Source organism: Halomarina salina (assembly GCF_023074835.1).
Classification (GTDB): domain Archaea; phylum Halobacteriota; class Halobacteria; order Halobacteriales; family Haloarculaceae; genus Halomarina; species Halomarina salina.
Genome location: NZ_JALLGW010000001.1, coordinates 2,387,019 through 2,412,841, shown reverse-complemented (window position 1 = coordinate 2,412,841; position 25,823 = coordinate 2,387,019). Strand labels below are relative to the sequence as shown.

Below are 25,823 nucleotides of genomic sequence, written 5' to 3'. Positions count from 1 at the left end.
TCGCTTCGAGGTCGGTGAACGAGCGGTCGGTCACGCGCGGCCCTCACGGACGGCTGCGGTTTCCGCTGATAGTTCGGGCCGCTCGGTCGACGAACGACAGGCACGAAAAAGGATTAATTACCGTCCACAGGTAACGATTGGCATGCATATCTCTGACACGACCCCGGCCGGGCGAACGGGGAACGCGGCGAACCTGTTCGACGACACCGTCCGGACGCACGGGGACGCACTCGCCATCGAGGCGACTGGCTATCGGATGACGCACGAGGAGTTGCAGGGGGCAACGAGGGCGTTCGCGGGCGGTCTCCACGACCTCGGAGTCGGACCCGACGACACCCTGTTGCTCTACCTCCCGAACTGCCCCCAGTACCTCGTCGCGGCGCTCGGTGCGTTCCGTGCGGGCGTCGTCGTCTCGCCCGCCAATCCGCAGTACAAGGCACGAGAGCTCTCGTACCAGTTGGACGACGCCGACGTCGACGCCGTCGTCACCCATCCCGTGCTCCGCGACCACCTCGCGGGTGGCATCGAGCAGTCCGACACCGATCCCGTGGTCGTCACCGTCGACACGGGCGGCGAGGACGCGCCGACGGAAGTGGACGGCGACGCGGGCGACGACGTTGCGTTCCGGTCGGTTCGGGGCGACCCGGTGACCGTCGACCGCGAAGACGGCGACGTGGCGCTGTTGCCCTACACGTCGGGGACGACCGGTCAGCCGAAGGGCGTCCGACTCACCCACCGGAACTTTCGCGCACAGTTGCTCACGACCCTCGCCAGCTACGGCGAGGTGGCCGGCGACGAGGTCAAGAGCCTCCTTTACCTCCCGCTGTACCACATCACGGGGTTCACCCACACCGCGATGCAACCGCTCGTCAGCGGCGGGTCGCTCTACCTCCGCAACCCGACCGACTGGGACGCTGGCGAGGCGATGACGACCATCGAGACGGAGGGCATCACCCACTTCGTCGGCGTCACGGCGATGTACGTCGACATGGTCAACGCCGAGTCCTTCGGCGACCACGACCTCTCCTCGCTGGTCCAGGCCGCCGAGGGCGGTGCGAAGATGTCGGTCGCGGTCCAGCGCGAGTTCGAGGACACTGCGGGTATCGAGATGACCGAAGGGTACGGCCTGACGGAGACGAACGGCGCGACCCACTCCCAACAGCGCTCGACGTTCGGCCCGCGACACGGGACCATCGGCCAGCCCCTGCGGATGGTCGACGCCCGCATCGTCGACGAGACGGGCGAAGAGGTGCCGCTCGGCGAGACGGGCGAACTGCTCGTCCGCGGCGCGCAGGTGATGGCCGGCTACCACGACCTTCCAGACGCCACCGCCGAAGCGTTCACCGACGACGGCTTCTTCCGAACCGGCGACATCGCGCGCCGCGACCCGGACAACTACTTCGAGATCGTCGACCGGAAGAAGCACATGATCGTCACGGCGGGCTACAACGTCTACCCGAGCGAGGTCGAGGAACTGCTCCACGAACACGACGCGGTCGCGGAGGCCGCCGTCGTCGGCGTCCCCGACGAGCGACGCAACGAGGTGCCCAGAGCGTACGTCGTCGTCAGACCCGGCGTCGAGGCGGGCGTCGACGTGGAGAGCGAGGACCTCGTCCAGTACTGTCTCGACCGCGTCGCCGAGTACAAACACCCCCGCGAGGTCGTGTTCGCCGACGAACTCCCGCGAACGGCCAGCGGGAAGATACAGAAGTTCAAGCTCGTGGACGGCGACGGAGTGACGGTCGCCGAGAGTGAGGACTGACCCAGGCGTCGTCGCTCTCAGTCTCGACCCGAGCGACGGTAGCGACGGACGCCGTCGGTCACGTCGACGACGATTCGTCCCGACGTGGCAAGATAGCCGAGCGCGCCGATGGTGTCGAGCAACGCCGCTGGCGGGTCGAGGCGTTTCCCGCGGGCCTCGGTGACGGCGACGGCGGAGGCGGCCTCGTTCTCGGGGACTGCCTCGAAGACGTCCGCGACCATCTCGTCCAGTCGCTCGCGGGAGGCGTCGAGGACTTCGTCGAAAGTGTCGAAGACGGGACCGTGGCCGGGGTAGACCCTGTCGAACGGTCGTCCGTCGAGGGCGTCGTACGCCCGGTAGTACTCGCGCACCGCGTCGTCGGCCCCCCTGTCGAGGCCCACGTTCAGCGCGGCCGAGCGGAACGGTTCGACCAGTACGTCGCCCGAGAACAGGACTCGCTCGTCGCCGAGCGTGAGTGCGAACGCGGCGTGGTCGGCCTGGTGGCCGGGCGTGTGCAGCGGCGTCACCGACCGCGACCCGACGTCGACGGACTCGCCGAAGGCGAACCCGATATCCACCTCGTCGGGCGGGAGCAGTCGGCGGTTCCGCCGCAACGAGTCGAGCGCGCGGTCGACCTGTGCCTCCGCAGTGTCCTCGTCGAGACCCACCGCACGAGCGGTCTCGCGAACGCCGGTTTCGAGGGCCGCTTCGTCGCGTCGGAGACGGTCGAGCGTCTGTCGGGCGGCGTACACCGTCACTCCGGCCTCCCGCAGTGCGGGCACCTGCCCGAGGTGGTCGCTGTGCGGGTGCGTGAGCAGGAGGTGGGCCAGGTCGTCCGGTGCGTAGCCGTGGTCGGCGAGACCGTCGACGAGTTCCGCCTCACCCGTCTCGCCGGGGACGCCGGCGTCGACGAGTATCGGTTCGTCCCCCGGAATCAGGTACGCCGCGACGGTCCACGGTGGCCACTCGATACTGAACTCGACGCGGTGGACCGTGACGCACGCCCCGTCGACCTGCTCTCGTTCGCCCGACCCGTCCATACTCCACCGAACGGGTCGACTCACTTAACGCTACCACTGCCCACGGTTCTCGTCACCGTTAACCGCGGCCGGAATGTCGGGAACGGACGTTCACATTCGGTACAGCCGACGACCGTCCTCCTCAGATGAGTTCGCGGGCGATGGTCCGCTTCTGAATCTCGTCGGTCCCCTCGAAGATGCGGAGGACGCGGGCGGTGCGGTACTGGCGCTCGATGGGGAGGTCCTTCATGAACCCCGACCCGCCGTGGACCTGCATCGCCACGTCCGCCGCCTGGTTGTTGAGCTGTGCGCCCCGCAGTTTCGCCATCGACTCCTCCTTGCGGGCGCGCTCGTCGTTGTCCATCTTCCACGCGGCGTAGCGGTACAGGTGGCGGGTCTGCTCGATGTCGGTCGCGAGGTCGGCCAGCTGGAACGAGATGCCCTGTCGGTGGCCGATGGGCTTGCCGAACGTCTCGCGGTCGCGGGCGTAGTCGACGGCCAGGTCGAGCAGGAACTGCGAACTGCCGACGGCGTTGGCGGCGATGCTGATGCGCCCCCCACCGATCCAGTTCATCGCGGTCTGGAAGCCGTGGTCGACCTCACCGAGCACCTTGTCCTCGCCGACGCGGACGCCGTCGAACCGGAGTTCGCACTGGCCGCCCGGCGTCAGGCCCATCGTCCGGTGGACCTTCTCGACGCTGTACCCCTCCGCGTCGGCGTCGACGAGGAAGCAGGTGATGCCCTCGTACTCCCCGTCCTCGCCGCTGGTACGGGCGAACACCATGGCGAAGTCGGCGTAGGGACCGTTCGTGATCCAGTACTTGTTGGCGTCGATGACCCACTCGTCACCGTCCTTCTCGGCACGGGCGTCCATGTACTGCGGGTCGCTCCCGTGGGCCGGTTCGGTCAGCGCGAAGCACGTCGTAATCTCGCCGGCCATCAGCGGTTCGAGGTACTCCTCTCGCTGTGCCTCGTCGCCCGCCAGCAGGATGGGGGTCGGTCCCCCCGCGCCCCCCATGATGGCGCTGTGGAACCCCGGCGGTCGGTTCGCGAGGTGCTCGGTGACGATGGCCTTGGTGAGAACGTCGACGCCGCCGCCACCGACCTCCTCGGGCATCCCCATGCCGTAGAACCCCGCCTCGACGGCTTTCTCGCGGATGGTCTCGCGAATCTCGCGGTACTCGGGAACCTGGTAGTAGTCGTCGTCGACGATGTGGCGTTCGTAGTCCTCGCCGAGGAACTCCGGGTGTTCGCTCTCAAGCGGCGCGACCTCCCGGTCGATGAAGTCGTCGAGCGCCTTCTTGATCTGGACCGCCTCGTCCGGTTCGCTGAAGTCCATGTCGTGTTCTAACACCTGACAGGTGCTCGCATAAGCGTTCCGAAGGATGCGGAATTCGGCCAAGAGTTAATAGCTGTCAGACGAAATCCGCCTCACCGTTAACGATGATAAACGTTCACGCGACACGTGCTCGGTGGAGGACGTAGATGGGCGTCGACGAGCGCGTGCGGGACGACGGCGGATTCGCCCGGGGCGGTGTGAGAATCGGGCGACTCCGCATCTCGGAGGACGGCTTCTGGGGCGGGCTGACCATCCTGCCCGTCCTGTTTCTCTACACGCTCATCGCCATCCTGCCCGTCGGGTTCGCGCTGTGGGCTTCGCTTCACCAGATACCGCTGACGCGGCCGGCGTGGACCTTCGTCGGGCTCGAGAACTACGCGCGGGTGTTCGAGCTAGACCGGTTCTGGGGGTCGATGTGGCGCGGGACCATCTTCATGGTCGGGTCGACGCTCGTGCAACTGGCCGTCGGGCTCTGGATGGCGCTGGTCATCAACCGCATGGACCGCGGGCAGCGACTCCTGAGCACGTTCGTGTTCACGTCGTACCTCATCCCGACCATCATCGTGACGCTCATCGCGCTGTTCATGCTCGACCCGTTCGTCGGCGTCGTCCACCAGTTCGGGACGGACCTCGGCCTGTGGGAGAACTACGTGCTGGGGGCGGCGCGGGCCGACCTGCCACTGATAGGCGAGTTCAGCCTCGCGCTCCCGGCCGTCATCCTCATCGGGTCGTGGAAGTTCTCGGTGTTCATCACCATCTTCGCGCTCGCACAACTGCGCTCCATCCCGGACCGCTTCTACGAGGCGGCGAAGATCTGCGGGGCGACGTCGTGGGAGATGTTCCGCGACATCACGCTCCCCCGACTCAAGGGCGCGATTCTCGTCGCCGTCCTGCTGCGCTCGGTGTTCATGTTCAACAAGTACGATATCATCTGGCAGTTGACGCAGGGCGGACCGGGCTACGAGACGACCACCATGCCCATCCTCGCGTACCGCGAGACGTTCCAGGGGAGCGCCTACGGACTGGGGAACGCCATCGCCGTCGTGATGTTCTGCTTCCTCGCGGTGGGGGCCATCGCGTACTTCATGGCGTTCAACCCGAGTCAGGAGGTGGACACGTGAGCACCCTCGACGACGACCAGGAGGGCGACCCGACCAGCAGGCGCGCACGGAACGGCCCCGGACTCACCCGGAGACTCCCGTACGCCGCCCGTCGGTTCCTCCTCCGGTTCGGGACGGTCGGGAGTGCACTGCTGCTCGGGTTCGTCATGGTGTTCCCCATCTACTGGATGGCACAGAACGCGTTCAAGACGCGACTCGCCATCAACCAGGGGGTGACGTGGTTCCCGTCCGGTGAGGCGTTCACGCTCGAACGCTTCGACATCATCAACAACGGCGCGGTCGTCACGTACATCACCAACAGCATCATCGTCACCGTCGGGACCATCGTGATGGTCGTCGCGGTGTCGCTCGTCGCCGGCTACGGCCTGGCGCGCTACGACTTCCGCGGGAAGGTCCAGTTCGCCCGGTTCCTGTTGCTGGGCTACCTGTTCAGCCCAATCGTGCTGGCGCTGCCGCTCTACCTCATCTGGCGGCGGACCGGCCTGTTGAACACGCACATCGGTCTCATCATCGCGCTGTCCGCGGTGTCGATGCCCTTCGCGGTGTGGCTGATGTGGAAGTACATCCAGACCATCCCCGAGGCGATGGAGGAGTCCGCGTGGATAGCGGGCGCCCCGCGCTGGCGGGGGTTCGTCGACGTCATCCTGCCCCAGACCAAGCCCGCCATCATCGCGAACGCCCTGTTCGCGTTCGGCCTGGCGTGGAACGACTTCACGTTCGCCCAGATCCTCCTGCCCTCGAACGACGCGACGACGTTCCCGCCGGGCATCCTCCGGCTGGTGAACTCCTCGTTCGAGACGGGCTACGGCGACTTCATGGCGGTCGGCCTGCTGATGACCGTCCCGCCGTTGCTGTTCGCGTTCTTCCTCCAGTCGTACCTGCTGAAAGGCTTCGAGATCAGAGCACTGTAACCCATGGTACAAGTTCACGCACAAGACCTTCGCAAGGAGTTCGGCTCGCTGGTCGCGGTCGAGGATTTCAACCTCACCATCGACGAGGGGGAGTTCGTCACCCTCGTCGGCCCGTCCGGCTGTGGCAAGACGACGACGCTGCGCATGTTCGCGGGGCTGGAGACGGTCACTTCGGGTACACTGCTGTTCGGTGACCGGGACGTCACCGACCTCCCGCCGCAGGAGCGCGACGTGGCGTTGCTGTTCCAGGACATCGCGCTCTACCCGCACATGAGCGTTCGCGACAACATGGCCTACGGGCTGAAGATAGCGGGCTACGCCAAGGCGGACCGGTACGAGCGCGTCGAGGAGACGGCCGACCTGCTCCAGATAACCGACCTGCTCGACAACCGGCCTACGGACCTCTCGGGCGGCCAGCAACAGCGCGTCGCACTGGGTCGCTCGATGGTCCGGGACCCGGCGATGTTCCTGTTCGACGAACCGATGAGCGACCTCGACGCCAAGCTGAAACGCGACCTCCGGCCGCTGTTCGAGGAGGTGACCAAGGAGATCGGCTGTCCGACCCTCTACGTCACGCACGACCAGGAGGAGGCGATGACGATGTCCGACCGTATCGTCGTGATGAACGACGGCCACATCGCGCAGGTCGGCGGGCCCGAGGAGCTGTACGACGACCCCGACAGCGAATTCGTCGGGACGTTCATCGGCCAGCCCACCATGCAGACGTTCGAGGGGACCGTCGTCGAGGAGGACGACGGTCTCGCCGTGGCGGTCGGCGAGCACCGCTGGCCGGTGTCGACCCGGAACGGCCTCCGAGAGTACACCGGGAACCCCATCCGCGTCGGCGTCCGCCCGCAGGACATCAGCGTCTCCGACGACGCGAGCAACGGCATCGCAGGCGAACACGCGCTCGACGAACCGCTCGGCGACCGGACGAACAGCTTCTTCGACACGCGAGAGGGACGCGTGACCGTCGTCACCCCGAAGGGGTTCCGCGGCGAGGGCCGCACGTACGGCCTCCAGCCGTCGTCCTCTCACCTGCGCCTGTTCGACCCCGAGAGCGGCCTGCGAATCCGCTGAACTGCTGCGGTCTCCCGCTCTGGTGCCGTCGGTGGTGAGTGTGTATCGAGTGGGTTCTCAGGCGCGGCCCGTCCGCTCTTCTCGTCCGTCGGTGGGGGCTCTCTGCTCGCGCTCGACCGTCGCTCTGGGTCGAACGACGAGCGTCCCGGCGACTCTGTCCCCGACGCGCCGACCGTCGCTCGACAGACCCGCGACGAGGACGCCGAGCAGGTACCCGACCGGGAGGAAGTCGACGTATCGGAGCAGGTTCCGGACACCGCAAGCGACGATGCCGGGCGGTATCCCGTCGGGCGTCGTCACGACCAGACCGGTCAGTTCCTTGCCGGGCGTGCGGGCGTAGCGCCACTCGAAGTAGAAGCCGTAGACGACCGACACGGGTGCCAGCGCGACGACACTCCCGACGAACAGCGCGGTCGTGTTCGCCTCCGCGAGACCGGGCAGCAGCCAGACGACGAGCGCGAGCGGAATCGCCTCGAGGACGAAGTAACACAGGAGGAGGTCGACGACGACGGCGAGCGCTCGGCGACCGAGCAGTCGCGGCGTGGCCGAGTCGACGGCCGGGTCGGGAGGGCGTCGGCTGGGAAACCAGTCGAACACCGTTCAGGACGAGGCGAGTTCCTGTCCCTCCTGGAAGCGCTGTTCGAGTTTCGCCAGTGCGTCCTCGTACGCCTGCTGTGGCGAGTTCCCCTGGACGACGACGGAGTTCACCATCTCGGAGTCGTACTGGAACCTGCTCTCGTAGGTCGTCGCCACGGTCGAGGGGCGTTCGTCGCTCGAGAGGTTCGGCGCTATCTCCTCGAAACACCGCCGGTTGAGTTCGAGGAAGTGGCCGTCCTCCGCCTGGAATATCTCGGCGCTCTGGTAGGCGTCGGTCTCCAGGATGTCCTGGTAGGGCGGGAGGAACCGCATCGGCTCGACGAGGTTCTTGTCGGCCTGCGCTTCCGGCGAGCCGTACATGTACTCCAGGAACTCGATGGCCCCGTCGGGGTTGTCCGACTCGCTGAGCACGGGCGTCCCGTCGATGAGCGCCCAGCCACGGTCGATGGGGTCGGCGTCGCTCTGCATCGGGACGGGCGCGATGTTCGTGTTCAGTGCGACTTCGGTCGCGCCGGCGGCGTACGCCGGTCCCGCCAGCCACGCGTTGTTCATGATGCACTGACCGATGCGCCCCGCGACCCAGTTCTCGATGGTCGGCCCCCAGTTGAGGCTGGACGGGTCCGGCGAGAACTCCGCGAGGTCGTTCATCATCGTCAGCGTTTCGGTGACGTGCTGTTCGTCGAACCAGATCTCGGCCTCCTCGCCCTCGGTCCCCTGGAAGACGCCACCGCCGGCGTTGCGGAGGAAGTTGTCGAAGTCCGACCCGGCCTTCCCGGCGGGTTGTGCGGCGATGGCGAACCCGGTGGCGTTCGTCTCGTCGGACTCCGAGATGGCCCGAGCGTTCTCCAGTAGCTGGTCCCACGTCTCGGGCACCGACAGACCGAGCGTGTCGTAGATGTCCTGGCGGTAGTTGAGCGTCCCGCCGAGGTAGAGACCGTGGGGTATCATCTGGACGCTATCGTCGACGGTGACGGTGCTCTTGAAGTACATCTCACCGTTGGCCTCTTCGAGCGACGAGAGCGTGTCGTCGAGCGGTCGGGTCTGTCCCTGCGCGACCAGGTCGGCGACCTGCGTGATTGTGCCGTGGTACATCTCCGGCGGGTTACCCGACTGCAACAGCGTCGTGAGGCGCTGCTCGCCGGTGCCCTGGAGGCCGACGTACTCCGTCGTGACCTGGTAGTCCGGACTCACCTCCTCTTCGAATCCGGGGATTATCTCGTCCTCCCACTTCGCCTGCCACGCCTCGCTGGCGTAGTCGGTCAGTGCGAGGACCTCACCGGTGCTACCGCCCCCACTGCCCGAGTCGTTGTCACTCCCGTTTCCACCGCCGCCACCGCCGCCGCCTCCCCCGCCGCCGTCGCCTGTTCCATCTCCCGGAACCTGGTCGCCGTCCCCACCACCCGCACAGCCCGCCGTCGCGGTGACGATTCCGGCCCCGATTCCCTGTAACACCCGCCGTCTGTCGATTGGCTTCCGGACCATGTCTTATAATGTATTATGTTAACAATATACAAGCGTTCCGGTCTCTGAGACAGCGTTGTTCGTTAAAACCGCAGACAGTCCATCCATCGGTTACCTCTGGGGACTCGACTTCGTCCCGTGAGAAACTGTTAACCGACGCGCACGGTATCTCGTTGCAGTGCCGGTACCGTCGCCACCCGCTGGCCGCGAGGTGACTCAGCGACCGTGACGACGGGCGAGTCCGACGCCGCGGAGCGACCCCAGTCGCAGGCCGACGCGACGTTCGAACCCCACGAGATTCGGACCGTCGCGCTGGCCGTGGTGGCTGGCGTGTTCTTCGGCGGGGTGGCGACGGGCGTCGCGTTCCCGACGCTCCCCCTCCTCGACGACCTCCTCGGTATCAGCGCGGTCGTCCTCGGCGTCATCCTCTCGGCGAATCGCATCGCGCGCCTGTTGATGAACGCCCCGGCGGGCACCGTCGTCGACGCCGTCGGTGCGCGCCGACCGATGATAGTCGGCCTGTTCGTGCAGGGACTGGCCCCGTTCGGCTACGTCGCGGGGTTGTACGTCCCCAGTGGAACGTTCGCGGCGCTGCCGGTCGTCGGGCCGGTGTCGAACGCCGCCGCCGTCTTCCTGCTCGCCCGGACGATGTGGGGGTTCGGCAGCGCGTTCGTCTTCCTCGGTGCGTTCGCCACCATCACGCACGTGACGACGGCGGCCAACCGTGGACGGTGGCTGGGCTACATGCGCGGCGGCCAGTCCCTGGGGTTCCCGACCGGACTGGTCGTCGGTGGACTGATGGCGGACCTGCTGGGCATCGCGGAGGCGTTCCTGCTGGCCGGCGTGCTGGCGGTCGTCGCAGGGTTCGTCGCGCTGGTCGTCCTCCCCGACGTCGCGCCGTCGACCGACGAGCGGACCAGTCTCCGGGAGCTGCCGGCGATGGTCCGCCGCGAGCCACGGGTCGTCCCCATCGGCGTCGGAAACATGACCATCCGGTTCACGTTCGGCGGCGTGTTGCTAGCGACGGTCGTCAAGTACGCCGCAGAGACCGGGGTCGAACTCGGAGTCCTCGACGCTGCGGGCATCAGTGGCGTCGTCCTCGGCGTCGGCGTCGTCACGGCGAGTCTCACGACGTTCGCCAGCGGTCGGGTCTCCGACGGGCTCTCGAACAGAGCTTCCATTCTCGTCCCCGCGTTCCTCGCGATGGGTGGGGGTCTCCTCACGCTCGCCGCGCTCCCGACGCTCCTCGGCCTGTTCGCTGGGACGGCACTCATCGGTGTCGGGACCGGCGGTGCTGGCCCCGCGCTGTTGGCCATCCTCGGCGACATCACGCCGGGCGACGAGATCGGTCGGATGGGCAGCGTCTACAACATCATGGGCGACGTCGGACTGAGTCTCGGTCCACTGCTCGCCGTCCCGATGGTCGACGACTGGTTCGGCTTCGGGACGACCTACGCCCTGTGTGCCGCAGTCGTCGTTCTCACGCTGGTGGTCGCGGCGGTCCCGCTCGTCCGCTCGGGGACGAGCGCGGAGGCGGGGGCGTGACCGGGGCCGGGTCCTCTTGCCGTCGTGGAGCCGTACCGACTCACAGTAGCACCATCGGACCTCTCTCTCTAACGGACAGGGACGTAGAACGTCGTTCGAGCCCCCTACTCCGAGTGTGACGGTTGGTCTCGCCCCAACCGGTAGAACTCGTCGTTCGGGCGCATGTCCATCACGACGGCCATCCGGTTCGAGAGGTTGTAGAAGCCGACGACGCTGGCGATGTCCCAGATTGCCTCGTCGGAGAACCCCTGCAGGCGGAGCGCTTCGAGGTCCTCCTCGTCAATTCGACCCGGCGACTCGGTGAGTTTCACGGCGAAGTCGAGCATGGCGCGGTGGGTCGGGTTGAGGTCGGCGGCGCGGTGGTTCGTCGCCAGCTGGTCGGCGAGTTTCGGGTCCTTCGAGTAGATGCGGACGAGCGCACCGTGGGCGACGACGCAGTAGAGGCAGTCGTTGACGCCGGAGACGGTGACGACGAGCATCTCTATTTCCTCGCGTTCGAGGGCGGTGTCCTCGACGAGTGCGTCGTGATAGTCGAAGAACGCCCGGAAGTGACTCGGTTTGTACCCCATCGCGGAGAAGACGTTCGGCGTGAACCCGGCCTGCTCCGTCTCCTCGTCGATTCGTTCCTGCAGGTCCTCGGGCAGGTCGTCGTAGTCGGGGACCGGGAAGTTCCGCATCGCCGGCTCCGTCTCGTCGCTCATGGGGCCGACTTCCGGGGCCGACGGGAAAGCTCTAGGTGGCGGGTCGCGTCCCGAGTGCTCCGCCGTTGCTCGCGTGACGACCCGTCGCTCACTGCCACCGGTTGAGCGCGTAGAGCAGTCCGTAGCCGACGAGTCCCGCCACGAAGACGACGACGGGGACGAGGAACGGCCCGTACGACTCGACGACCGACCCCGCGAGCGCGAACATACCGAGTCGAGGGACGCGGTGACGAAAAGCGGACGGTTCATGCCGGTCGCGTCGTCATCCCCTCCATGCGCAAAGAGGGCCACTGGGGGGCAGCGCTCGTCTGCTACGCTCCCGTCGGCTGGACGGTGTTCGGGACCGACCCCGTACTCGCCGTCGCGGGTGGCGTCGTCGTCCTCGCACTGGCACGGCTCCCGGACGTGGACCTCCGGATACCGTTGCTCCGCCATCGCGGTCCCACCCACTCCCTCGCGTTCGCGCTGCTCGTCGGCGCGACGCTGGCGGGGGTCGCGACGCTGGCCGTCACTCGACTCCCCCCGTCGCTCGCCGTTCAGTGGCTGGTCCCGTTCGCGGGATTCGTCGGTGCGTTCGGCGTCACTACACACCTGCTGGCCGACTGGCTGACGCCCTCTGGCGTCCCGCTGCTCTGGCCGCTGTCGGGGCGTCGGTTCAGTCTCGGAGTGACACGAGCGAGCAGCACCGTCGCCAACTGGGGGCTGCTGGCGCTCGGCCTGTTCGCGACGGCACTGGCGGTGCTCGCGCGCTGAAAGAACGAGAATCGGAGGCGAGAGGCGACGCCGGTTCTGTCGCGGCGGCGACTCAGTCGCAGCAGCGACTCAGTCGAAGTGACCCTGGTCCTCGAGCTGGTCCATGATGTCGTCGACGAACGCGTCCGCCGATTCGTACGGGAAGTCTCCCCCACCGAGCTTCGTGTTGAGCTCCATGGCGGTCATCGAGAAGTCACCCGACTCGAACTTCGTCGAGGGACCGTTCGGCAGCGCCGGGACGAGGTCCATCGGGCTGTTGATGGGGTAGTCGGCACCTTCGAACGCGTCGATCATCTGTTGACGGAGTTCGTCTTTGTCTGCCATAGGACACCGGACAGTGAACCGTTGACAATAAAAAACCGTATGGAACCGCAAACCGAACGCTCCGAGTTTACACGGCCGACGGAGTCAGGGTCGCCAGCCTCGACGACTCGTCAGGGTCGTGGCGGGTCCGTCACTCCTCACCCTGCTGGCGCTGGTATCCCCTGTAGCTCATCGCCGCGCCGTCGACGATGACCGTCTCACGGCTCACGTCCGGCGTCTCTGGGGGTTCTGGGTCGTCGTCGTCCACCTCGCCGAAGAGGTACGGGCTGTCTGGATTCCTCATGGTAGTGGGGAACACAGCCACGTATAAAAAGCTATGTCAGACAGTGACTCACAAGACGGTCCGTAGTTCGCCCAGATGCTCCAGCACGACGTCGGGCGTCGGCATCGTCTGGGGGTCTCGCGCCTCGTACACCGCCCGAGAGGTGCTTCCCGAGAGGACGAGGCCGGTCTGCATCCCGCCGGTCGCTCCCAGTGCGACGTCCGTGTCGAGACGGTCGCCGACGACGAGGCAGTGCTCCGGCTTGCAGTCCAGTCGCTCGCGGACCGCCGCCAGCGTCTCCGGCGAGGGCTTGCCGAACTCGTGGTCCGGGTCGCGGTCGGCGACGCCGCCGACGGCGTTGGTGATGGCTCCCGACCCCGGCCGGTCGCGGCCGTCGGCGCTCGGGTACGTCAGGTCCGGGTCCGTCCCGACGAACGTCGAGGCGGACTGGAGCGCCCAGTACCCCTCGGTCAGCGCCTCGTAGTCGAACCCGTAGGTGTGGGAGGTGACGAGTACCGCCGCGTCCTCCGGGTCACCCGTCAGCGCGACGCCGACCGCTCGCAACTGCTCGCGGAGGCCGTCGCTGCCGACGACGAACGTCTCCTCGTCGGCGTGGTGGTCCGCGAGGAACTGCGCCGTCACCGACCCCGCCGACAGCACGCGGTCGGGGGCCACGTCGAGTCCCATCTCGCCGAGCCGTCGGGCGTACTCCGCCGGCGAGCGAGTCGGGTTGTTCGTCACGAACAGCGGGTCGACCCCGCGGTCACGGAGCGCCTCGATACCCGCCAGCGCCCCGTCGACGAGCGTCCCGCCGCGATACACCGTCCCGTCCAGGTCCACGACCGCCCCGCGAACGTCCATACGGACCAGACGCGAGAGTGTCGGTTAACGACGACGGTCGTAGGGTCCGTGAACGTTGGTAGAACAACACCCCTCTATACCTACCAACGGAGTGAACGTTTATGTTGTCGGACGAACAGCGTCAGACGCTACCATGGAACTCCACCAGGGCGAACCCCTGCGACACGTGGGCGACCTGCCGGCGATGGCCGCCCACCGGTACGGCGAGAAGGCGGCGTTCAGCTTCTACGCGGACGAACTCTCGTTCGCGGGGCTCGACGACCGCTCGGACCGGATGGCGAACGCCCTGCTCGACCGGGGGCTGACGCCGGGCGACCGGGTCGGTCTGATGATTCCGAACACGAACGAGTTCCCGGTCGCGTACTTCGGAGCCATCAAGGCAGGCGGCGTGCCGACGCCGCTCAACCTCCGGATGGACCCCGAAACGCTCGTGTTCGTTCTGAACGACGCGGGCGCGAACCACCTCGTGGGGTCTCAGCTCATCGGCGACAAGGTGGGCCAGCTATCGGCGGCCGCCGAGGTAGAACACCCCCTCGTCGCGGGCGGCGGTGACGGCGTGGAGGACCTCGAAGCCGCGCTCGCCGACGCCTCGCCGGACCTCGACCGACCGTCGCGGGCCTACGACGACGTGGCCTGCCAGCCGTACACCTCGGGGACCACCGGTCGGCCGAAGGGCGTGATGCTCACCCACGAGAACCTGCTGACGACCGTCGAGGCGTACGACAAGGGCGGCCTCGCCATCGACGCCGAGGACTCGTTCCTGCTGGTCCTCCCGCTGTTCCACATCTACGCGCTCAACGCGCTGATGGGCACCGGCATCTACTCCGGGACGACGATGTACCTGCAGCCGACGCCCGAACCCGTCCCGATGTTGCGGGCCATCGAGGACGAACGCATCACGAAGTTCGCGGGCGTTCCGGCGATGTACTCCACGATGTTCCGCGAGTATCGGAAGGACCCCGAGGAGTACGACCTCTCGTCGCTGGAGGACGTCACCTGCGCGGCCGCGCCGCTGGCCGACGAGACGCGCCGCACCATCGAGGAGGCGTGGAACGTGCCGATGGTCGAAGGCTGGGGGATGACGGAGACCGCTCCGGCCGGTACCGTCGAACCCGCCCGCGGCGTCCGGAAGGCGGCCGGCTGCGTCGGCCCGCCGGTCTACGGCGTGGAACTGAAGATAGCCGACCCGGCGACCCGCGAGACGATCGTCGCCCCCGACGACCTCTCGCCGCATCCGAACCCAGACATCGACTTCGACGACCACGACTCGGTGACCGGCGAGATAGCCATCCGCGGCCCGAACGTGTTCGAGGGGTACTACAACCGCCCGGAGAAGACCGCCGAGGTGTTCGACGACGAAGGCTGGTTCTACACCGAGGACGTCGCGCGCGTTGACCGGGACGGCTACTTCTGGATCGTCGACCGCGCCGACGACATGATCATCGCGGGCGGAGAGAACATCTACCCCGCGGAGGTCGAGAACGCGCTGTACGAACATCCGGCCGTCGCCGAGGCCGCCGTCGTCGGCGTCCCCCACGAGACGAAGGGCGAGGCACCCATCGCGTTCGTCGTGCTGGAGGAGGGCGAATCGGTGTCCGAGGAGGACCTCCGTCGGTTCACGCTGGACCACGTGGCGACCTACGCGCATCCACGACGGGTGTTCTTCGTCGAGGACCTGCCGCGGAGCGCGACCCAGAAGGTCCAGCGCTACAAGCTGGAGGAGGCCGCCGACGAACGGCTCGACGGACCGCTCTCACCGAGCGAGGAGCTGTAGCGTCGCCGAGCGACCGTCGCGTCTCGCCGAGCGCGCCGGCGGCTGGTGGTGACACTCGGCGAACCGTCGAATCGATAGAACGAGCGGGTGCGGTACCGGATTACAGGCCGCGCAGGCCACCCGGTGTCGGGAAGTCGAACGTCTTCTCCTCTTCCTCCTCCGCCTCGCTGTCCTCGACCGATTCCTCCTCCAGTTCGTCGTCGGGCGCGTCGTCGTGCTCAGGCTGGATGGTCTCGGGCATACATCCTGTTGTTCGGGGTGACATTGAAAAGCCTTTGCTGACATGACCTATGTTCTCACACGCTCGACTCAGGTGTATAAGGTACTAGATGGTCAGATACCGGACGAGTTCACGACGATGAGGGTTTTCGTGGACGAACAGTCAGAACTGTGGTGCCACGTACCGCGGCAGTCGTACCCACGTGAGACCACCGAAACGGGAGAGCCGCACGGCCGCAGCTCTCACCGACTCAGTAGCTTCGAGGCAGGCCGAGGTGGTGTTCGGCGATGAAGTTCTTCGCCATCTGGTTGGTGACCGGCGCGACCTGCGTCAGCCGCATGTTCTGCCAGATGTCGTACACCTCGTACTCGCGGGTGAACCCGTTGCCGCCGTGCGTCTGGATGGCCCGGTCTGCGGCCTCCGTGGCGAACTCGCTCGTGAGCAGTTTCGCCGCGTTCGCCTCCATGCCGCAGTCCTCGCCAGCGTCCCACTTCCGCGCGGCCTCGTACATCACCTCCCGCGCCGAGACGAGTTTCGCGTACGACTCGGCCAGGGGATGCTGGATGGCCTGGTGAGCACCGATTGGCTGGCCGAACACCTCGCGGTCGCAGGCGTAGTCGACAGCCAGGTCCACCGCCCGGAGCCCCCCACCGAGCGACGACGCCGCCCCCGCGATGCGCTCGGTGTTGAGCGTGTCCCAGAGCATGTAGAGGCCGCCGTCCTCCTCGCCGAGGATGTCGTCCTCGTGGATCCGGAGCCCGTCGATGTCCACCTGGTACTGCTTCTCGAACCACGGCAGCGCCACGTCCACCGTCGACAGCGAGATGGCGTCGCGTTCTGCGGGGTCGTCCACGAGGAACATCGAGACGCCGTGGGTCGGGTTCGACGGGTCGAACTCGCTCGTCCGCGCTATGAGCAGCATCGTGTCGGCGTTCTCGACGCCCGATATCCACATCTTCTGGCCAGAGGCGACGAACTCGCCCCCCTCCTTCTCGGCCCGCGTCTCGATGTTGAGCGTGTTCGTCCCGGCGTGAGCCTCCGTCAGCCCCATGCAGAACCGCACGTCGCCCGACGCGATCTTCGGGAGGTACTCCTCCTTCTGCGCCTCGGTGCCGTGGCGGGTGATGCCGATGCCGCCGAACACCGGCGTGAGGACGAACACGATGCCGCCCTGGCCGCCCCCCCGCGACAGTTCCTCGATGATGATAGTCATCTCCTCCATCCCGAGGCCCTCGCCGCCGTACTCCTCGGGGATGGCGACGCCCAGCCAGCCGTCGTCGGCGAGCGCCTGCCAGTACGCCTCCGGGAACGCCTTCTCGTCGACGTGCTCGCGCCAGTACTCCCGGTCGAACTCGCTCGCTATACCTCGCACCGACTCGCGGATGAGGCCGTGGAGGTCGTCGTTGTCACTCGCCATACACGACCGCCGACCGGCGCGGTAATGACGGTTGTGGTGACACGCCACACGGTCCACGACCACGTCCCCCACAGCTATTTGCTATCTCGGCGACGTGACCGTGCATGACCCGACTGCCTCCCTCCCGGTCGATTCGACGGACGACGCATCGGCGGTGTCGAGCACACCCACGGCGGTGGTCGTCGTGGAGATAACCGTCCGCGGCGACACCGACGAGGAGACGGCTCGCGTCCTCGCCACCGCCCTCGCCGAACACCTCGGTCGGCCGGTCGAACTCGTCGCCGACGACGGCCCGGTCGCCACGGCCGGGGACGACGCGTGGGACGAGAGCGACCGCGTCGTCACCGACCGCGAGGACCGACTGCGCGAGGACATCGAGCGCGTCGTCTCGGGCGGCCCCGAGCGCGGCCACGAGAAGCTCGACCAGCTCGGGAAGCTGTTCGTCCGCGAGCGCATCGACCGTATCTTCGACGAAGTGACCTACGAGGACGGCACGTTCGCCCGGTTCGAGTCCGGCGACGCCGACGAACTGGAGTTCCCCGCCGACGGCCTGCTCACTGGTGTCGGCCTCATCGACGGCAGAGAAGTGTTCTTCACCGCAAACGACTACACCGTCAAGGCCGGGTCGCTCGGGCAGATGGGCGTCGAGAAGGAGATACGCCTCGCCGAGCGCGCGGTGGAGGCTGGCGCGCCCATCCTGCGGCTCATCGACTCGACGGGCGCGCGCCTCGACGCCGACGAACGCGACGAGGGAGACACCCACATGGACCGCTACCGCGGCGGCCGGATGTTCTACAACCAGTGCATCCACTCGGGCCAGGTGCCACAGATCGGCGTGCTCTACGGTCCCGACATCGCCGGGAGCGCCTACACGCCCGTCTTCTGCGACTATCTGATAATGGTCGAGGAGATATCCGGGATGGCCATCGCCTCCCCACGAATCGTCGAGGCGATGACCGGCGAGTCGGTGACGATGGAGGGACTCGGGGGGCCGGACGTCCACGCCACGCAGTCGGGGAGCGCCGACCTCGTGGTCCCGGACGAGGAGGCCGCCGCCACCGCCGTCAGGGACCTGCTCGGCTACCTCCCGCAGACGTTCGACGCCGACCTCCCGACCCGGACGCCGAAACCGCCCGCCGCGAACCCGAAGAGCCTGGACGCGGTCATCCCCGAGGAGCCGAACAAGGCGTACGACGTCCACGAGGTCATCGACCGCCTCGTCGACCGCGAGTCGTGGTTCGAACTCAAACCTCGCTTCGCGCCGGAACTTGTCACGGGCTACGGCCGTATCGACGGTCGCCCGGTCGGTATCGTCGCCAACCAGCCCGAGCGCGTCTCGGGGGCCATCTTCCCGGACAGCGCCGAGAAGGGCGCGGAGTTCGTCTGGATCTGCGACGCGTTCGGCATCCCCCTCGTCTACCTCTGTGACACGCCGGGGTTCATGGTCGGCTCCGCGGTCGAACGCGACGGCATCCTCCAGCGCGGCCGGAAGTTCATCTACGCCACGTCGAACGCGCAGGTACCGAAGTTCTGCGTCGTCACCCGGAAGGCGTACGGCGCGGGCATCTACGCGATGTGCGGTCCGTCGTTCGGCCCGGACGCGACGCTCGCGCTCCCCTCCGCCGAGATATCGGTGATGGGGCCGGACGCGGCCGTCCACGCGCTGTTCGGCGGGCAACTGGAGGAGATGGAGGGCGAGGCGCGTGCGCAGTTCGTCGAGAGCGCCAAGGCGGAGTTCCAGAAGTACGTGGACATCCGTTCACAGGCCGCGACGATGCAGGTCGACGAACTCGTCCCGGCCGGCGACCTGCGCGACCAGCTAGCCGCTCGCCTCCGGGCGTTCCGGAACAAGCGCCGCACCGAGCGGGACCGCCACCACGGGACCGTGCTGTTCTGAGGGCGAATTACCTTCGAACCGGAGTGTCAACCCCCCGGAACTGTTATGGTTAGAACGCCGAACCGTGACCGTATGTCGCCGTACACTCCCCTCCAACTGTACGAACGCGGTCCGTCGTGGCTAGAGTACATCCCACCAGCAATCGTCGGCTTCCTCGCACTCTCGCTCGTCTACACCCTGCTCAGCTTCCGAGGCCCCGGCATCGCCGTGTGGTTCGGCCTGCTCTACCAGCTCTTCTGGGCCGGTGTCGTGCTGTACGTCGTCTACCTGCTGTACCGGTTCGTCGCGGCCGTCGAACGGTTCGTGGACGACGGCCGTCGCTGAGACGAGAGCAGGGGCGGGAGGAGAGCGTACGAGGATTCCGTCCGGCGCACGACCGGTCGGAGCCGCTCAGGCGAGCGCTTCCTCCTGCTCGCGCATCTCGGCGTGGATCTTCTTGATGAGGAGGTCGACCGCCGAGCGGTTCAGCCCCTCCGGGATGATGATGTCGGCGTGTTTCTTCGTCGGTTCGATGAACTGCTCGTGCATCGGCTTCACCGTCCCGAGGTACTGGTCCATCACGCCCTCCAGTTCGCGGCCCCGGTCGATGACGTCGCGCTGGATGCGCCGGAGGATGCGCACGTCGGCGTCCGTCTGGACGTAGACACAGAGGTCGAACAGGTCCCGGAGGTCGGACTCGTACAGCGAGAGGATTCCCTCGACGACGATGACCGCCGAGGGTTCGACGGTGAGCCGCTCGGGTTTGCGGTTGTGGGCGGTGAAGTCGTACTGGGGCATCTCGACGGACTCCCCGCGCAGCAGCGCCGCGACGTGGTCGGCGAGCAGGTCCCACTCGAACGCCGACGGGTGGTCGTAGTTGACGTCCTCGCGTTCGTCCATCGGCAGGTGCGAGAGGTCCCGGTAGTAGTTGTCGAGCGGGATGCGCGTGACCGCCTCCCCGACGGCGTCTTTCACCTCGCGCGCCACGGCGGTCTTCCCGGCACCCGTGCCCCCGGCGATGCCGATGACGAACGACGGCTGCGTCATTGCCCTCACCTACGACCCCGGACGCTTGAATCGCTCGGGTTCCGTCGCTGTCATCGCGACGGACCGTTCACCGCGGTGACGAACGACTCACACGCCGGTGGTCGAATCCGAGACCGTGCCAGGGGACGACCGCGACGCCGCCAGCGTCTCCGTCAGCCAGTCGTAGATGGTGTCGGTCGCCAGCGTGAGGTTCCCCACCTGGCAGTGTTCGGCCGCCCCTTCCTCGGTCCGGAAGACGCGCCGCACGGCCGTCTCACCGACCAACTCGACGAACTCGTCGGCCAGACCGACCGGGACGAAGTGGTCGTCCTCGCCCGCGAGCACGAGCGTGGGGCAGTCGATGCGCCTGGCGTCGGCGGTGAGCGAGTACTCCCGGAGCGTGCGCTGGAGTTCCGCTGCGGTGTCGATGCCGAACACCCACCGCGAGTTGGCCATCAGCCACCCTGCGTCGACGCTGGTGCGTTCGCCGAGCGCGGCGAGGCGGTTCACCAGCGCGTCCGGCGCGTACAGCATCGCCCGAGCGAGCCGCGGCGCGTCGTCCGCCGACGCCCGCCAGAGGTCGTGCATGTGGTCGAACGCGACGCAGGCGGCGACGCGGCCGTCGAACGCGGCCGCACGCGGGGCGTAGTAGCCGCCGAAGCTGACCCCGACGAGGGCGATGCGCTCGTCGTCGACCTCCTCGCGCCGTTCGAGTTCGTCCAGCACCGGCCCCACGACGTGCTCCCAGTCCGGGCGCGCCGTCAGCCCATCCTCGCGGAGCGGTGCGCCCTGTCCCGGCCCCTCGAACAGGACGACGGCGAACCCCCGCGCCAGCGCCTCGGGGACGCCACAGAGGAAGTACAACTCCTCGGCGAGCGAGTCGAACCCGCCGAGACAGACGACGGTGGGTCGCGGCGTCGTCGCCGAGCCGTCGCCGTCAGACGGGACGAACAGGTAGCCCGGCAGCGTCGTCCCCTCGTACGGGAACGTGACGCGCTCGACCGGAACGTCGAGCGCGTTCAGTCCGGCGCGGAACGTCTCGCGGCTTCGTTCGTAGGTCGGCGGGCGTCGCTCGTCGTCAGGGTCGAGGAAGAACTCGGCCGTGCGGTAGTAGGTGTGTGCGCGGTGGAACGCGTGGCCCGCGGTCCGCGACCGCCCGACGTCCAGCGCGTCGTCGGCAGCCCGTTCGACGAGCGTGGCGGTCCGGCTCCACTCCTCGTACCACGACTCGGCGTCCCCGTCGGGGATTCGGTCGACCGTCGCGAGCACCTCGCCGACCTCGGCCCCGTCGAAGGTGGTGTAGGCCATCGCCCGGAGCGTCTGGTAGTCGAACGCCGTCGACCGGAAGTGGACGCGCATGGGCACTCGTACCACACCAGCGGTAAAGAGCGAGACGGGTCTGGTACCGACTCAGTCGATGGAGAGGATCTCGCGCGCCTCGTCGGGCGTCGCGGGGGTCCGGCCGACCGTCCGCACGAGGTCCGCGGCCTGTTCGACGAGTTCGGCGTTCGTCGCCATCTCGCCGTCCGGGAGGTAGAAGTTGTCCTCCAGACCGACCCGGATGTTGCCGCCCATCGACAGCGCCGCCGCGCAGAGCGGCCACTGGTCGCGGGAGATGCCGATGACCTGCCACGTCGCGTCGTCGGGCAACTGGCGGACCTGGTGGGCGAGGTTCTCGACGGTGGCCGGGATGCCCCCGAGTACGCCCATGACGAGACTGAACTGGAGCGGTGGTTCGAGGTCACCGTGCTCGACCAGCGGGCGGGCGTTCCCGATGTGCCCCGTGTCGAAGCACTCCAGTTCTGGTTTGACGCCCGCGCCGTTCATCGCCGTGACGAACTCGCGTATCTCGGAGAACGAGTTCTCGAACACCATGTCGAAGACGAACTCCTCGCGGGACTCGGAGTACTTCGCGTAGTTCATCGACCCCATGTTGAGCGCGGCCATCTCGGGAGCCGTCTCCTCGACGTACGCGACCCGTTTCTCCACGGGGACGCCCACCGCACCGGTCGAGAAGTTGACGACGATGTCGGTTCGCTCGCGGACCGCCTCCCGTATCTCCTCGTAGGTCTCCGTCTCGAACGTCGGACTCCCGTCGGGCGTCCGTGCGTGGATGTGCGCGACGCTCGCGCCCGCCTCGCGGGCGGCGGCGGCGTCCTCGGCTATCTCCTCGGGCGTGTACGGGATGTGCTCGCACTGGTCGCGGGTCGTGAGCGCCCCCGTCAGCGCCGCCGAAATCACCACCTTCTCGGGGTCGTTGCCCTTCACCGACTCCTGGTCGTCCATGTCGGTCATCGCTATCGCCCCCGCCACTCCGGTTCGCGGTCGGTCAGGAACGCGTCGATGCCCTCCTCGGTGTCCTCGGACATCGCCAGCAGCGCGATGACCTCCTTCAGGTAGTCGAGCGCCTCGCCGTAGCCCATGTCTCGCTGGGCGTAGTACGCCTCCTTGCCCATCGAGAGCATGACGGGGCTGTTCTGGGCGACCGACGCGACGGTGTCGTCGAGCGTCTCGTCGAACGCCCCCTCGTCGGCGACGGTGGTCACGAGGCCGACGTCCTTCGCCTCCTCGGCGTCGATGCGCTCACCGGTGAACATGAGCCGGAGGGCCTGCTTCTCGCCGACGGCGCGGGTGATGGGGGCCATCGCCTGCGCGGGGAAGAGGCCGACGCTCACCTCCGGCGTCCCGAACTCGGCGTCCGCGTCGGCGACGACGAACTCGCAGGCCGCCGCGAGACCACAGCCGCCGGCGAGGCAGTAGCCCTCGACGGCGGCGACGGTGACGACCGAGGCCGTCTTCATCCGCTTCAGCACCCGTGCGAGACCGGAGAAGTTCTCGCGGTACTCCTGTGCGTCCCCCCCGATGGGCATCGACGAGAGGTCGCCGCCCGAGCAGAACGTCCCGCCCGCACCGCGAATCACGAACACGCGAGCGTCGGCGTCGTCCGCCGCGTCGAGGGCGTCCAGCAGGCCAGCGACGACCGACTCGTTCAGCGCGTTCCGCTGGTCGGGACGGTCGATGGTCGCCCGGACGACGAGTGCGTCGTCGCCCGTCTCGATACGGAGGTCGTCGGTCGAGAGTGCGTCGGTGTCCACGGTGGCCCGTGGTGCGTGAGCACGTCACAATAGCGTTTCCCCGCGGCGAGGTGGTGGGACCGAGGTTCGGTGGTGAGGCCCACCGCCCTGCAAGCCCTGCGCGCTCCGGAACCCTCAAGCGAGGCCCGCGCCACGCCGTCGCATGGACGTTCGACTCTCGCCGTCGCTGCTCTCCGGGACCGCGCGGGCACCGCCCTCGAAGAGCTACACGCACCGGGCGATTCTGGCCGCCGGCTACGCCGACGAGGCGACGGTCCGCCGACCGCTCGTGAGCGCCGACACGCGAGCGACGATGCGGGCCGTCGAGGCGTACGGCGGCACCGTCGAGGAGGAGGGCGACGACCGCGCCGTGACGGGGTTCGACGGCCGTCCCGAGGTTCCGGACGACGTGGTCGACTGCGCGAACAGCGGGACGACGATGCGCCTGACCACCGGGACCGCCGCCCTCGGCGACGGCCTCACCGTGCTCACGGGCGACGACTCGCTGCGCTCGCGCCCGCAGGGACCGCTCCTCGACGCCATCGCCGACCTCGGCGGACGCGCGGAGTCGACCCGCGCGAACGGGCAGGCACCGCTCGTCGTCGGCGGGGCCATCGACGGCGGCGAGGTGTCGATTCCCGGCGACGTCTCCTCGCAGTACATCACCGCGCTGCTGATGGCGGGCGCGGTGACCGACGAGGGGCTCCGCATCGACCTGGAGACGGAGCTGAAGAGCGCGCCGTACGTCGACATCACGCGGGAACTGCTCGCCGACTTCGGCGTCGAGACGGAGCGGACCGACGCCGGGTTCGCGGTCCCCGGCGGGCAGTCGTACGCTCGCGACGACCCGTACACCGTTCCCGGCGACTTCTCCTCCATCTCGTACCTGCTCGCGATGGGGGCGCTCGCAGCACCGGACGGTCTCCGCATCGAGGGCGCGGTGCCGAGCGCACAGGGCGACACCGCCATCGTCGACGTGCTCGACCGGATGGGCGCGGACGTGGAGTGGGACCGCGACGCGGGCGTCCTCACCGTCTGGCGCTCGGCGCTCACCGGCGTCGAGGTGAGCGTCGCTGACACCCCCGACCTCCTCCCAACTATCGCCACGCTCGGGGCCGTCGCCGACGGCGACACCCGCATCACGGACGCCGAGCACGTCCGGTTCAAGGAGACCGACCGCGTGAGCGCGATGGCGACGGAGCTGGAGAAGATGGGCGTCGAGGTCACCGAGGAGCGCGACGCGCTGACCGTCCACGGCGGCGACTCGGCGCTCGCCGGCGCGACGGTCGACGGCTACCACGACCACCGCATCGTCATGTCGCTGGCCGTCGCCGGACTCGTCGCCGAGGGAGAGACCACCGTGCAGGAAGCCGAACACGTCGACGTCTCGTTCCCCGCGTTCTTCGACGTCCTCGACGAACTGGGTGCGGACCTGACGCGACTCGACTGAGACTCCACGAGAAGGCGACGACTGCCCAGTGGTCAACGCTTACCACGGACGATTCCGTTCGTCCACCATGGACAACGTCGAACCGTTCAGCTACGAGAACGTGGCTGGTCGTATCACCTTCGGACGCGGCAGCGTCGCCGACCTCGGCGACCTGCTCGAGGAGGCGGGCGGAGAGCGTGCGCTCGTCGTCTGCGGGTCGAACGTCGGCGCGAACCGCGACACGATGGACCCGGTCGGGGCGGGCCTCGGCGACCGACTGGCGGGCGTGTTCGACGGCACGACCCCCGACAAGGACGCGCGGGCGGTCACGGAGGGCGTCGCGGCGATGGCCGAACACGACGCCGACTCGCTGGTCGCGGTGGGCGGCGGCTCCACCATCGACGTCGCCCGCGCCTTGCGGGCCGTCTCGGTGTCGGGGCACGACTACGACGGCCTCCGGGAGTACGTCGTCGAGCACGGGACGATACCGAGCCCGGACGCCGACCTCCCGCCGCTGCTCGCCGTGCCGACGACGCTCGCCGGGGCGGACCTCTCGACGGTGGGCTCGATCTCCTTCTACGACGGCGACGAGGCGCTGGGAGCGGGGTACGCCGACCCCGACCTGATGCCGGACGCGCTGGCGTACGACCCGGACGTCTTCGAGACGACGCCGACGGGTGCGCTCGTCGGCTCCGCGATGAACGGGTTCGACAAGGGACTCGAAGCGCTGTACGCGCGCCAGGCGTCGCCCCTGACCGACGCGCCGGCGGTGCGCGGACTGCGACTGCTCGTCGACGCGCTCCCCGCCATCGGTGACCCCGCGGACGACGCAGTGATGGAACAGGTCGTCGCGGGCATCCTCCTCGTCCAGTACCCGCGTGCGACGACGAACCCCCGACTGCTCTCGGTCGTCCACGCGTTCGGGCACGGGCTCCGTGACGAGGGCGTCCAGCAGGGCCTCGCGCACGCCGTGATGGCACCGCCCGCGCTCGAACTCCTGTTCGACGCGGTCGACGGCCGACGGGACCTCCTGGCGGAGGCACTCGGCGTCGACGACGCGGGGGACCCGGCCAGTGCCGTCGTCGACGCCGTCGCCGAGGTTCGCGACGGACTCGGACTGCCAGACCGACTGCGCGAACTGGACGCGGTCGAACGGGACGCGCTCCCGCGGGTGGCCGCTCGGACCGCCGAGGACGACTTCATGGCGAACGCCCCGTCCGGGTTCGACCCGGACGAGGAGACCATCCTCGAGACGCTCGAACGGGCGTGGTAGGGTCGAGTGGAGTGTCCGG

General features: G+C 68.0%; 25 protein-coding genes. 11 read left to right on the top strand and 14 right to left on the bottom strand.

Features of this window, described 5'->3' with window-relative positions; genetic code table 11:
- Nucleotides 1-142: 142 nt before the first annotated feature.
- Nucleotides 143-1,762 carry a class I adenylate-forming enzyme family protein gene (locus MX571_RS12360; protein WP_247417112.1) on the top strand — a complete coding sequence of 540 codons (1,620 nt, stop codon included), beginning with the start codon at nucleotides 143-145 and terminating at the stop codon, nucleotides 1,760-1,762.
- 17 nt (nucleotides 1,763-1,779) lie between these two features.
- Here the strand turns inward: MX571_RS12360 and MX571_RS12355 are convergent, their stop codons facing one another.
- Together MX571_RS12355 and MX571_RS12350 are read right to left on the bottom strand one after the other, a co-directional pair.
- Nucleotides 1,780-2,781, bottom strand: a complete 1,002-nt coding sequence (locus MX571_RS12355) for an MBL fold metallo-hydrolase (protein WP_247417109.1) — start codon at nucleotides 2,779-2,781, stop codon at nucleotides 1,780-1,782.
- Nucleotides 2,782-2,902: 121 nt separating this feature from the next.
- Nucleotides 2,903-4,099 (bottom strand): acyl-CoA dehydrogenase family protein, encoded by a 1,197-nt coding sequence (locus MX571_RS12350; RefSeq protein ID WP_247417106.1) that lies wholly within the window; start codon nucleotides 4,097-4,099, stop codon nucleotides 2,903-2,905.
- A gap of 146 nt (nucleotides 4,100-4,245) precedes the next feature.
- On the opposite strand from MX571_RS12350, the gene MX571_RS12345 reads away from it, so the two are divergent.
- The 3 genes from MX571_RS12345 to MX571_RS12335 are packed head-to-tail and all read left to right on the top strand — an operon-like array spanning nucleotide 4,246 to nucleotide 7,211.
- Nucleotides 4,246-5,220 carry a carbohydrate ABC transporter permease gene (locus MX571_RS12345; protein WP_247417105.1) on the top strand — a complete coding sequence of 325 codons (975 nt, stop codon included), beginning with the start codon at nucleotides 4,246-4,248 and terminating at the stop codon, nucleotides 5,218-5,220.
- A complete protein-coding gene (locus MX571_RS22710) occupies nucleotides 5,217-6,131 on the top strand; it encodes a carbohydrate ABC transporter permease (protein ID WP_247417103.1) in 915 nt (304 codons plus the stop codon). The genes MX571_RS12345 and MX571_RS22710 overlap by 4 nt, the downstream gene beginning before the upstream one ends.
- 3 nt (nucleotides 6,132-6,134) lie before the next feature.
- The gene (locus MX571_RS12335; protein ID WP_247417102.1) at nucleotides 6,135-7,211 is read left to right on the top strand and encodes an ABC transporter ATP-binding protein; all 1,077 of its coding nucleotides are present in this window, start codon (nucleotides 6,135-6,137) and stop codon (nucleotides 7,209-7,211) included.
- A 57-nt stretch (nucleotides 7,212-7,268) separates the two neighbouring features.
- Here MX571_RS12335 and MX571_RS12330 read toward each other — a convergent pair whose 3' ends face one another.
- Both MX571_RS12330 and MX571_RS12325 read right to left on the bottom strand, forming a co-directional pair.
- Nucleotides 7,269-7,808: an RDD family protein gene (locus MX571_RS12330; protein WP_247417101.1), complete on the bottom strand. Its 540-nt coding sequence runs from the start codon at nucleotides 7,806-7,808 to the stop codon at nucleotides 7,269-7,271.
- A gap of 3 nt (nucleotides 7,809-7,811) precedes the next feature.
- Nucleotides 7,812-9,290 carry an ABC transporter substrate-binding protein gene (locus MX571_RS12325; RefSeq protein ID WP_247417099.1) on the bottom strand — a complete coding sequence of 493 codons (1,479 nt, stop codon included), beginning with the start codon at nucleotides 9,288-9,290 and terminating at the stop codon, nucleotides 7,812-7,814.
- Between the two features lie 204 nt (nucleotides 9,291-9,494).
- Here MX571_RS12325 and MX571_RS12320 point away from each other — a divergent pair, with 204 nt between their 5' ends.
- The gene (locus MX571_RS12320) at nucleotides 9,495-10,814 is read left to right on the top strand and encodes an MFS transporter (RefSeq protein WP_247417098.1); all 1,320 of its coding nucleotides are present in this window, start codon (nucleotides 9,495-9,497) and stop codon (nucleotides 10,812-10,814) included.
- A 104-nt stretch (nucleotides 10,815-10,918) separates the two neighbouring features.
- Here MX571_RS12320 and MX571_RS12315 read toward each other — a convergent pair whose 3' ends face one another.
- A complete protein-coding gene (locus MX571_RS12315) occupies nucleotides 10,919-11,515 on the bottom strand; it encodes a peroxidase-related enzyme (protein WP_247417096.1) in 597 nt (198 codons plus the stop codon).
- 273 nt (nucleotides 11,516-11,788) lie between these two features.
- Between MX571_RS12315 and MX571_RS12310 the strand changes: the two genes are divergently transcribed.
- Complete coding sequence (locus MX571_RS12310; RefSeq protein ID WP_247417095.1) at nucleotides 11,789-12,268, top strand: metal-dependent hydrolase; 480 nt, start codon at nucleotides 11,789-11,791, stop codon at nucleotides 12,266-12,268.
- Between the two features lie 69 nt (nucleotides 12,269-12,337).
- Here the strand turns inward: MX571_RS12310 and MX571_RS12305 are convergent, their stop codons facing one another.
- The 3 genes from MX571_RS12305 to MX571_RS12295 all read right to left on the bottom strand — a co-directional run bounded on the left by MX571_RS12305 (nucleotide 12,338) and on the right by MX571_RS12295 (nucleotide 13,715).
- Complete coding sequence (locus MX571_RS12305) at nucleotides 12,338-12,592, bottom strand: MTH865 family protein (RefSeq protein ID WP_247417092.1); 255 nt, start codon at nucleotides 12,590-12,592, stop codon at nucleotides 12,338-12,340.
- Nucleotides 12,593-12,722: 130 nt separating this feature from the next.
- On the bottom strand, nucleotides 12,723-12,875 hold the full coding sequence (locus MX571_RS12300) for a hypothetical protein (protein WP_247417090.1): 153 nt from the start codon (nucleotides 12,873-12,875) through the stop codon (nucleotides 12,723-12,725).
- 48 nt (nucleotides 12,876-12,923) lie between these two features.
- Nucleotides 12,924-13,715 (bottom strand): HAD-IIA family hydrolase, encoded by a 792-nt coding sequence (locus MX571_RS12295; RefSeq protein ID WP_247417088.1) that lies wholly within the window; start codon nucleotides 13,713-13,715, stop codon nucleotides 12,924-12,926.
- Between the two features lie 133 nt (nucleotides 13,716-13,848).
- Here MX571_RS12295 and MX571_RS12290 point away from each other — a divergent pair, with 133 nt between their 5' ends.
- Nucleotides 13,849-15,489, top strand: a complete 1,641-nt coding sequence (locus MX571_RS12290) for a class I adenylate-forming enzyme family protein (RefSeq protein ID WP_247417086.1) — start codon at nucleotides 13,849-13,851, stop codon at nucleotides 15,487-15,489.
- Between the two features lie 100 nt (nucleotides 15,490-15,589).
- Here the strand turns inward: MX571_RS12290 and MX571_RS12285 are convergent, their stop codons facing one another.
- Together MX571_RS12285 and MX571_RS12280 are read right to left on the bottom strand one after the other, a co-directional pair.
- Nucleotides 15,590-15,730: a hypothetical protein gene (locus tag MX571_RS12285; protein WP_247417083.1), complete on the bottom strand. Its 141-nt coding sequence runs from the start codon at nucleotides 15,728-15,730 to the stop codon at nucleotides 15,590-15,592.
- 229 nt (nucleotides 15,731-15,959) lie between these two features.
- Nucleotides 15,960-17,126, bottom strand: coding sequence for an acyl-CoA dehydrogenase family protein (locus MX571_RS12280; RefSeq protein WP_247417082.1), 1,167 nt, complete (start codon nucleotides 17,124-17,126; stop codon nucleotides 15,960-15,962).
- 184 nt (nucleotides 17,127-17,310) lie between these two features.
- Between MX571_RS12280 and MX571_RS12275 the strand changes: the two genes are divergently transcribed.
- Together MX571_RS12275 and MX571_RS12270 are read left to right on the top strand one after the other, a co-directional pair.
- The gene (locus tag MX571_RS12275; RefSeq protein ID WP_247418481.1) at nucleotides 17,311-19,023 is read left to right on the top strand and encodes an acyl-CoA carboxylase subunit beta; all 1,713 of its coding nucleotides are present in this window, start codon (nucleotides 17,311-17,313) and stop codon (nucleotides 19,021-19,023) included.
- A 72-nt stretch (nucleotides 19,024-19,095) separates the two neighbouring features.
- Entirely contained in the window at nucleotides 19,096-19,347 is a 252-nt protein-coding gene (locus tag MX571_RS12270) for a hypothetical protein (protein WP_247417079.1), read from the top strand.
- Between the two features lie 66 nt (nucleotides 19,348-19,413).
- On the opposite strand, the gene udk is transcribed toward MX571_RS12270, so the two are convergent.
- The 4 genes from udk to MX571_RS12250 all read right to left on the bottom strand — a co-directional run bounded on the left by udk (nucleotide 19,414) and on the right by MX571_RS12250 (nucleotide 23,123).
- The gene (udk, locus tag MX571_RS12265) at nucleotides 19,414-20,049 is read right to left on the bottom strand and encodes a uridine kinase (RefSeq protein WP_247417078.1); all 636 of its coding nucleotides are present in this window, start codon (nucleotides 20,047-20,049) and stop codon (nucleotides 19,414-19,416) included.
- Nucleotides 20,050-20,136: 87 nt separating this feature from the next.
- Nucleotides 20,137-21,387, bottom strand: a complete 1,251-nt coding sequence (locus MX571_RS12260) for an alpha/beta hydrolase family protein (RefSeq protein WP_247417076.1) — start codon at nucleotides 21,385-21,387, stop codon at nucleotides 20,137-20,139.
- 51 nt (nucleotides 21,388-21,438) lie between these two features.
- Nucleotides 21,439-22,323: a beta-keto acid cleavage family enzyme gene (locus tag MX571_RS12255; RefSeq protein ID WP_247417074.1), complete on the bottom strand. Its 885-nt coding sequence runs from the start codon at nucleotides 22,321-22,323 to the stop codon at nucleotides 21,439-21,441.
- 2 nt (nucleotides 22,324-22,325) lie between these two features.
- Nucleotides 22,326-23,123, bottom strand: coding sequence for an enoyl-CoA hydratase/isomerase family protein (locus MX571_RS12250; protein WP_247417073.1), 798 nt, complete (start codon nucleotides 23,121-23,123; stop codon nucleotides 22,326-22,328).
- Nucleotides 23,124-23,265: 142 nt separating this feature from the next.
- On the opposite strand from MX571_RS12250, the gene aroA reads away from it, so the two are divergent.
- Together aroA and MX571_RS12240 are read left to right on the top strand one after the other, a co-directional pair.
- The gene (gene aroA / locus MX571_RS12245; RefSeq protein ID WP_247417071.1) at nucleotides 23,266-24,552 is read left to right on the top strand and encodes a 3-phosphoshikimate 1-carboxyvinyltransferase; all 1,287 of its coding nucleotides are present in this window, start codon (nucleotides 23,266-23,268) and stop codon (nucleotides 24,550-24,552) included.
- A gap of 67 nt (nucleotides 24,553-24,619) precedes the next feature.
- A complete protein-coding gene (locus tag MX571_RS12240; protein ID WP_247417070.1) occupies nucleotides 24,620-25,804 on the top strand; it encodes an iron-containing alcohol dehydrogenase family protein in 1,185 nt (394 codons plus the stop codon).
- Nucleotides 25,805-25,823 lie beyond the last annotated feature (19 nt).